At 32.2% G+C, this 8,233-nt stretch carries 9 protein-coding genes and 1 pseudogene; 2 read left to right on the top strand and 8 right to left on the bottom strand.

Features of this window, described 5'->3' with window-relative positions; translation table 11 throughout:
* Positions 1-173 (top strand): annotated as a pseudogene (locus CN288_RS27985) (IS4 family transposase); the annotation flags it as partial.
* 277 nt (positions 174-450) lie between these two features.
* Here the strand turns inward: CN288_RS27985 and CN288_RS27980 are convergent.
* Entirely contained in the window at positions 451-990 is a 540-nt protein-coding gene (locus tag CN288_RS27980; RefSeq protein ID WP_098303650.1) for a hypothetical protein, read from the bottom strand.
* Positions 991-1,826: 836 nt separating this feature from the next.
* Here CN288_RS27980 and CN288_RS27975 point away from each other — a divergent pair.
* Complete coding sequence (locus CN288_RS27975; protein WP_098303649.1) at positions 1,827-2,624, top strand: phosphotransferase; 798 nt, start codon at positions 1,827-1,829, stop codon at positions 2,622-2,624.
* A gap of 237 nt (positions 2,625-2,861) precedes the next feature.
* Here the strand turns inward: CN288_RS27975 and CN288_RS27970 are convergent, their stop codons facing one another.
* The 7 genes from CN288_RS27970 to CN288_RS27940 all read right to left on the bottom strand — a co-directional run bounded on the left by CN288_RS27970 (position 2,862) and on the right by CN288_RS27940 (position 8,020).
* Positions 2,862-3,488 (bottom strand): ABC-2 transporter permease, encoded by a 627-nt coding sequence (locus CN288_RS27970; RefSeq protein ID WP_098303648.1) that lies wholly within the window; start codon positions 3,486-3,488, stop codon positions 2,862-2,864.
* Positions 3,481-4,350 (bottom strand): ABC transporter ATP-binding protein, encoded by an 870-nt coding sequence (locus CN288_RS27965; protein WP_090695577.1) that lies wholly within the window; start codon positions 4,348-4,350, stop codon positions 3,481-3,483. Before CN288_RS27965 ends, CN288_RS27970 begins: the two co-directional genes overlap by 8 nt.
* Positions 4,351-4,352: 2 nt before the next feature.
* Entirely contained in the window at positions 4,353-4,727 is a 375-nt protein-coding gene (locus CN288_RS27960; protein ID WP_026593256.1) for a GntR family transcriptional regulator, read from the bottom strand.
* 415 nt (positions 4,728-5,142) lie between these two features.
* A complete protein-coding gene (locus CN288_RS27955) occupies positions 5,143-5,688 on the bottom strand; it encodes a VanZ family protein (RefSeq protein WP_090920556.1) in 546 nt (181 codons plus the stop codon).
* 143 nt (positions 5,689-5,831) lie between these two features.
* Positions 5,832-6,953 carry a DUF4179 domain-containing protein gene (locus tag CN288_RS27950; RefSeq protein WP_098303647.1) on the bottom strand — a complete coding sequence of 374 codons (1,122 nt, stop codon included), beginning with the start codon at positions 6,951-6,953 and terminating at the stop codon, positions 5,832-5,834.
* Positions 6,940-7,473 (bottom strand): sigma-70 family RNA polymerase sigma factor, encoded by a 534-nt coding sequence (locus tag CN288_RS27945; RefSeq protein WP_097795204.1) that lies wholly within the window; start codon positions 7,471-7,473, stop codon positions 6,940-6,942. The genes CN288_RS27950 and CN288_RS27945 overlap by 14 nt, the downstream gene beginning before the upstream one ends.
* A 319-nt stretch (positions 7,474-7,792) precedes the next feature.
* Positions 7,793-8,020 carry a hypothetical protein gene (locus tag CN288_RS27940; protein WP_255260076.1) on the bottom strand — a complete coding sequence of 76 codons (228 nt, stop codon included), beginning with the start codon at positions 8,018-8,020 and terminating at the stop codon, positions 7,793-7,795.
* Positions 8,021-8,233: the final 213 nt, after the last annotated feature.

The following is an 8,233-nucleotide window of genomic DNA, read 5'->3' as shown; positions in this document are numbered from 1 at the left end:
GCCAGTCTTTTACCCGACAACTTATCTTTAAAACATGGAAATCATTTTTTCGTATTCATCAGTGTAATTCCGTAAAATTAGAACGACTAGAATGTCATTTATATGGACAATTAATTAGCATCCTTCTTTGTTCATCCACCATGTTTCAAATGCGTCAACTACTCCTCATCAAGATTTAACATTTTTATACGCTAAGGAATTCTCAAAACTCATTGGTACTAATTCGGATTGAGACTTTGATTTAGAGATGAGTTTTGAGACGGATTTAAATCTATTTTTACAACATTTTAAGATAAATTTTATTTGTCTCAAATACCAATCGTTTTTGAGACTTACAACAAAAGAAACATGGCAAATTTTTATTGTATTAAAAATTTCTATTTATTTAGAGTCCAAATATTCCATAAAACCCCTCACATAATTTAAGTACAAAATTTCACAAACTAAAAATTATATATGTGTTTTGAGTTTGTATAGAAAGTCAAAAGCGAACTTTTCTTTTTCCTTGTATTTTTCAATATTTTCGGGTAAGTAACAATGATGTTTATTAAGTATATTTGTTTCCAGATATTCAATCGTTTCCAGTAAGGATTGTCCCCTAAGTGATCCAGTGATTAAAGATTTAACAATTAAAAATGTCTCTCCACCCTCAAGTAGATGTGCATCGTGGAGAATTTTAGCCTCTAGGCTTTCTGGTTTTCCATCCTTTTGAGAACCGTCTGCTACTTCTAGAATTCGTTTTATTTTTTCTCCACTAAGCCCAATACCCTTAAGAAATTCTTCAATACTTATTCTTATCTCTTCTTCATATATTACTCCGTGAAAATAAGCGCCATATTTAAGTAAATCCTCATCTACTTTATTTTTATATATTTTAGCCATTTCTAGAGATAAATTTAAAATTCTTTTTATATGTTCAACATTGTGCATTATATCTTTTTGAGCATAGTAAGGTAATATGAAATCTTTAATTAATTGAATAGTGTCCAATTTCAACAGCTCCTTTATTTTCAATAAATGTATTGGATTTCCTCCGTATTATAGATCCGTTTTCTTTAATTAAACTGTTCTTTAGTTGAATAAACAAAAAAACGGCAATAGCATACCAATTTTCGTTAAACATGTTATTCAAAACAATGAGTCCCTTTAATGTTATAACATGACTATGGTTATAAACCACTTAACTTTAACTTATTAACTATCATTTTAAGATAACTTTTTATATTACTTATAAACTAAAAATGGTAATTAAACTTGATGCAAAATAACGTCTAAAATGACAGGGAAAACAGAAACTAAGTTTTCTTAGAGTAAAAATTCAAATCATTTTATATCGAAATTTGCTTAGCGTATATTTTCGTTAAAATGTGGGTGGGACCCCATCGCCATCAAGTTAAGGCTTTGAAGTACCCCCTAAATGAAAATTTTATTTCTCTATAGTTAGTTATTTTGAGAAATGGGCTCATTTTTTTGTACTTTTCTTAAGTTAATGGGCATGGGATAATATAATTGAAAAACCATTTTAAATTTTCTTTATTTTTCTAGTGATCTTTGGTAATATTTAATTTAAAGATGTAAAGAAAGGGGAATCTATATTACACATGTGGAATATCTTGAGATGATTATTTAATTGGATAGAGACAGTGGCGGTCCTTGGTTCTTAAGGATGCGTTTATTTGTCTATCTTAAATCATTCAAGGGATACATGGTGTGGACAATTAAATTCCCATTGCCGAGCAGATACCTTTGTATATCTGCTTTTATTTATGGGCAAAAATACATCTCTATTGACACAATCATAGAGTCCCTAAATTGGGGGAATTTTAATGAGAAATCAGTACGAAAAAGAAGAAGCACTAACAGGAGGGAATGTCTCCAGTGTATATCGTTTGGGAGATACGGTTCGTCGAGAATTAAAGACTGATAGTGTTAAAATTCATACATTGCTAAAGCACCTTGAAAACAAAGGTTTAAAAGGTGTACCAAAGTTTCTGGGTATCGATGAAAAAGGGAGAGAGATTTTATCTTTTATTGAAGGAGAAGCTGGCAATTATCCGTTAAAAAAATACATGTGGTCGGATGAGGCTTTAAAAGATATCGCAAAAATGCTTCGTCTCTATCATGATGCGGTGAGCGATTTTCCAATGGAAGAACGTTGGCAACCCATTGATAACACTCCGCAGCTATTTGAGGTGATGTGCCATAATGATTTTGCCATCTATAACATTATTTTTAATCGCGAAAAACCAGTAGGTGTGATTGATTTTGATTTGGCTGCTCCTGGTCCAAGACTTTGGGATATCGTCTATACGCTTTACACTTGCATTCCTTTAAGTAGGCTTTATCATACGGAAGCAGGCGAAGCCATTTATTATGATTCGTTAAAGGATGCTGAGCGAATCAAACAAAGGGTTAAATTGTTTTTTGATTCCTATGGCATGGAGGGAATAGAAAAAGGCTTTTTAGAAATGGTATTGCTACGAGTAGAAGGATTATGTAAAACCATGCAAAGGAAGGCCAAAGAAGGCGATATGGCGTTTCAAAAAATGATCGACGAAGGACATTACGATCATTATCAAGAGGAACTCCAATTCATCCGCGAACACGGAAAAGAATGGATTTAAGAGAAAAGTCTTGGTGAATTAATGGAGTGTAAGCAATTAAAAAGAAATGCCACCCTCAAATGAAAAAATACGCCATCCTTTCCTATGATTCTATAGAAAGAATAGCGCATTTTTTCATTTGAGGGGAGAGCTTTGTTTTATTAGTTTAATAGTAATTGAGTAGCACCAAAGCGTTTAAGAAAAAAACTGTACAACAGTTATTTGTTAGGTATTCTATATTTCGAGTAAAAATAATTTTTAAAAATCAGTACGTTTATAAATTCTCACCGTTAAGAAGTAAGAACCGATAAATATAAGCATGGTAACGATTGAAGCAAGTGCAATTAGTTGATTAATAGTAAATTGTGTGGTAACGCTATATACAAGGTCAGTAATATTTACATATGCCTCAATTGGTCTCCATAAAACAACACATACAGGGAAAATAATGCTGACAGCAGCCATCAAATATTTATTGGTGAAGCGATAGAAAAATGGTAAGTAGATAGACGTAAACAACATGACAGTAAGAACACTAACCACAATTGTCTGTGGATTTTCAATTTCAACTCCATAAGTCGGGGATGCAACTTGAATTACTGCTTGTATCAATAATGAGAATAGGACTACTAGAATCGTGAACAACACTGTACCAATATATTTTGACATAATAATTTTATTTCTACTATAAGGCAGGCTATTAATAAATTTATGACTATTATTCTTTTCGTCGTAATAATGTAGATTGATCATATAAGAACCAGCCACCAAAACAACTATAAACCCAAAACTTCCAAACGTCCCTATAAAAAAGCATATACCAAGTAGGTAGAGTAAGATCATTAATTTTTGCAATCGAAAATCCTTTAATATTAAATTATACATATTGAACGTTCCCCTTTTTTGTATAGTACATAATATCTTCTAATGTCGCTTCTTCAATTAATACATCATTCCCTAATTGTGTACGTGAATGGCTGGCGTTACTTGTGAGTGCTTCAAATCCCACGTTTGTTTCACGAATCCCGATTAATTGTTCTCTGATTTTAGGCGTAAGCAAGGATTTATCCCCTTTTACAGTTGCATATTCTTCAGAAATACTATGTATATCTTTTTCAAACACAATCTCACCATTATGAATAAATACAATATAATCAGCAATACGATCTAAGTCAGTGGTAATATGTGTGGAGAAAAAAATTGTTTTATCTTGATCAACCATTAAATCATAAAGGATGTCTAAAAGTTCTCTTCGAAATACAGGATCGAGTCCAGATGTCGGTTCATCCATAAGTATAAATTCGGCATGGTGTGAAAGTGCAAACGCTAGGGAAGTCTTCATTTTCATTCCTGTAGACATCTCTTTCATCTTTATGTTAGTCGGTAACTCAAAGCGCTTTAAGTAGGATTGGAACTGATTCTCATCCCATTTCTTATATGCTGGAGCAATGAATTTTTTCAGTTGATGGATTGTCATATCTTCATAATAGATATTGTCATCGTATACGAATCCTATACGCTCTTTAATAGAAACTTGGTCCTTTTGATGATTTTTACCAAAAACTGTGATATCCCCGCTATCCTTGCTAATAAGATCCATAATAAGTTTAATTGTCGTACTTTTCCCAGCACCATTTGCACCAATAAATCCCGTTACAAACCCCTTTTTGATGTTGAACGATGCATTTTTTAAAGAAAATCCCTTATATGTTTTTGAAACATTTTTCACTTCTACAATGTTTTCCATATTTATTCCTCCTCATAAATACGATTAATAATTTGTATTAACTCATCCCTTAATAAATGATTAGCCTTACTCTCTCGAACGATTGTACTGAACTTTTCACGTATTGGATCACTTGGTTCATCCGCACGTTGTTTCTTTGTTTGTTTTGCAACAAACGAGCCTTTCCCTACTATAGAGTAGATGTAACCCGCTTTTTCAAGTTCTTCGTACGCTCTTTTTGAAGTAATAACACTTACCTTCAAGTCTCTTGCTAATGAACGCATAGAAGGTAACGAATCATCTACTTTCAATGTTTCATTTGATATTTGTAATATAATCTGATCAATGATTTGTTGATAAATAGGCGACTTAGACTTATTAGATAGTAAGATTTTCATGATTCAACTCCTTGCCTCTTAAATGCTTATGAACACATTATACACAATGTGTACAATATATACAATATATACATTTGGAACGATGTTAATTTTTCATATAGGATACCGTCATATTGATATAAAGGCGTTATCCTTTCCTATGATTTCTCAGAAAGAATAACGCCTTTTTTATTTTAGGGGGGATATTTTCTTGTTAGCTTGATAGCGATGTGGTGCTACCCCACATCCATCAACTTAAGAAAACAAATCCACCCCAAAACGAAAAAAGTGAGCTTAATTATCATAAATAAATGTAGCGAGAAAAAATTTCGTTTTGGGTACATTTCAAAATCTTAAGTTGATGGTAATGTATGGTGACCCCTTTATAAGGATAACCATAAAATTATTTTAATTTTTACCAGTCTAGCTGACTTGATTATATATATACAATAAAATGTTGCAACCATGTTCTAAGACGATTTATTTGAAATACCTTCTGAATGACTAGGTATCCAACAATACATCCTAATGTATTCGCAATTAAATCATTGACATCCATACTTCTTCCATTTCCTACAAAAATTCGTAAACATAATTGTATGATTTCAATGATACCACTCATGAAAAACCCAATTCTTGCTATGTCTTTCACAGAATGATATTTGTTTTTGAGAAATGGCAAGTATGCTCCTAATGGAAGAAACATAATTATATTTAATAAAAACGTTTTGATATCTAACGTGAAAATAGGTATTGGGTTAACGGAGCTATACCAAGGTGCTTGATTCGCGTATTTACCAATATTAATCTCTAAAGGAAAGAGTGTGAAATGAATCATACTCATGACATATATGAGAAAAGTCACAAGTAAAGCATATTGCGAATATGTGAATTTTCTCTTTGAAGTACATAAGAGTATAGAACCAATCAGAAATACCGGTATGAGGACATGCCAGGATGGAACTTCAAACGTAATTGACATATTTTTCTCCTTTCTATCTATATGAATAAGGGTGAAAATACCCTTACCTTACACACTAAAAAGCATAAAGGTATTTCTCACATATAGGATAAATACAGTGATAAACGCAACTATGAGCAAATGAAACGTGGTTAATTTTCATTTCACCCCCTATCCCACTGTTTGTTCCCCACATATATCTCTATTGGTAACCCTTCTATCCACTCATTTTCATTTGCTTTACGAGAGTCGTCTTTATCTATATACGGTTTTAAAACAATTTTTTTTGGAATTGAACCATTTGAAATGTAGTTGATATCTAATGTGTAAGAATCTTTGTTTAGTTCTCCAGTAGAATTTAACTGTTCTAATTGTGTACCATTTTCATCGTATGCCGCTACTCGTATTGGTTTTTTCGTATCAAAATGCAAATCTTTTACTGTAAAAGAAGCGACTACATGGGTTGTAACAGGTGTTGCGGTAAGCTTGGATACAGAGAATGTCATATCACCTTTTTCTCTTTGTACCTGTGTTTTCATTCGTATAACATCTGCAACGTTTTTTTGTACCGGTACATTCAGTTCAAATACATGATCCATACCTTCAAATTGTATTTTTAGCTTTGCTTGAAATTCATTTGGTAATTTCGTATATTCTTCTGGATTCATTGTTTGTCTCTCGTCAGCACCTGCTAACTGTACAATAAATGAATTTGGATGTTGTTTCCCTGCCATCTCATAAGAAGCACCTTGTATGAACGGTTTTTCATTCACTTCTACTTGCATACTTTCAATTGTGTTTGTGAGCTTCTTCTTTTTATTTCCTATCACAACTTGCCCATCTTGTATATTCAACCCTTCAACATTAACAACCATCGCTGCGCGTGTTCCATCAAATATAGATTCACTCACATGTAATTTGAGATTTTGAAAAGAACTTTCACTTTGAACAGCGTTTATCCAGCCTTTTTTGCTTGCTTGTTGCAATCCAAGATCATGTTCCAAGGCTTGAAATATTTCACCTACAATCGGAACTTTTTTGATTCCTTCTGCCATAGTTGGAGAAACAAATCCCGAACAAAATGTCCCCATTCCTAGTAATGTACTTACTGTAGCTACCGCAATTCCTTTGTTTTGGAAAAATACAAATCTATTTTTCGTTTTCTGCAAAGGCATATCTTGAATCATTTGATAGGTTTGGTCTAATTTTTGCCGTACATGTGAAGACATTTCATACATGTTCTCTTTTTCTTTTTGAATCGTTTTATCGATTTCAAATGGATTCATACTGCATCTTCTCCTTTTCATTTACATTAAATTGATGTAGAAGTTCTACTTTTGCCTGTTGTAATCGTTTTTTAACTGCACTTTCAGAAAGATCCAATGTATCTGCAACTTGTTTTAACGTCATATCTTGAAAATAATGCAAGACAATAACCATTCGCTGTTTCATAGGTAATTTCTCAATGGCATCTTGCATCTCAATCTGTTGATCATGATGAGAAATAGAAACAGGTTTTTCTATATACTCCATAGGTACTGTTTTAGAACGTTTCGCAATCATCGTATTGCATTCATTAATTAAAATTCTAAATATCCATGTTTTAAAATACTCCACATGTTTTAATTTGTTTATCGATTGATATGCTTTCAAAATCGTTTCTTGTAAGGCGTCAGCAGTATCTTCATCGTGCTTCAAAATTGTTTTGGCCGTTTGAAATAAACTATGTTCTATACTTTTAATAAGCCGGATAAAAGCTTCTTTATCCCCACTCTTTGCCGCTAGAACATCTTGCTCAATTATCATGCTTTCACTTCCTTTTTTGTATTCTCTACATAGATTAGACTGTATACAAGCAAAAAAAGGTCACTTTTATTTTTATTTAAAATATTTTATTTTTCTCAAAGATAACAGGTATAGCAATAAAATTTTGATTTAAATGGGTATTTTTATGACTTTGCCCATAAAGGTGCCGCTAAAGGAAACATAACTTTGCCGGAAATCACATGTTTTTGAGGAGATTTAGTTGATTATTCGAGGAAAAGGAAGCATAAGTTGGCCGTAAGTTAATTATTAACCCATAAGCTGACCGTGAATTCCACAAAACAGCAAATAAAAATACCTATTAGCAGGGATGTATGCCTGTTACTAAGCAAAATTCTTTTTGATTCCCTTGAAAAAACTTTCTTATGTTTCCCTCAACAATAGAACACACTAGTTCTCTTGTAGGTGGAATTACATATGGTGCTATTTTCAGTAGTTCTCCTATACTTCTATTAATCCATTCATCCTGTTCAATTAAATTATGTTCTTTTTGAAGAATTTTATATTGTTTCTGTCCTAACCAATACAAATATGGACACTTATATATTTATGTAAACTACTGATTTTTCTAAATTGAATATTTATTAATCCTTATTATAAAAACTAGCGGAGTTATATAATTAAATGTACTGGATTGTTTTAAAATCATTAAATTCTTATGTAATGATACTTTATTTCCTATGTAGGATACAACTGGCTTTCTAATAGCTGGAGAAAGTGTCACGGTTCTGGTGCAAAAAAA

Origin of the sequence: Bacillus sp. AFS023182 (assembly GCF_002560575.1) — a bacterium.
GTDB classification, from domain to species: Bacteria; Bacillota; Bacilli; order Bacillales; family Bacillaceae_G; genus Bacillus_A; species Bacillus_A arachidis.
Note: the sequence above shows the minus strand (reverse complement) of the source record. Positions and strands in the feature narration are given on the sequence as shown.